We start from the raw sequence: 378 nt of genomic DNA on the forward strand, positions 1-378 counted from the left end.
TTCTATCAATTTCTAACATACGTTTACCATCTCTGTATTTCTGCCAATATTTAGCATCTGCAGTGAGTTTATTAATTTCATCTAGTAAATAATTAATCGCTAAATGATCACCACGTAAATATATTGTCATATGCCCTACACTGTTATAGTTGAGTTTCAAATTATATCCTCTTAACCACAAGAAGATTGATTCAGTATTTAACCTTGATTGCAGCTTTGCCTGTCCTAAACTCGACAAGCACCAATCACATGTTATAAAGTCTATTTCTAAATACTGATACTTGCCCTGTGTTTTATAGATGTGACAAATAGGTTTGTTAGCAATTTCTAAATTCTTAATATCATTAAAGTTGAGTTTCTTATTATTTAATTTGAATG

Annotated in this window: 1 protein-coding gene; it reads right to left on the reverse strand. The window is 29.9% G+C overall.

Features of this window, described 5'->3' with window-relative positions:
- Positions 1-378, reverse strand: a 378-nt coding sequence (locus CD032_RS10185) for a hypothetical protein (protein ID WP_258026256.1), incomplete at both ends; no start/stop codon positions are given.

The sequence above is a fragment of the Staphylococcus cohnii subsp. cohnii genome (assembly GCF_002902365.1).
Lineage (GTDB): Bacteria > Bacillota > Bacilli > Staphylococcales > Staphylococcaceae > Staphylococcus > Staphylococcus cohnii.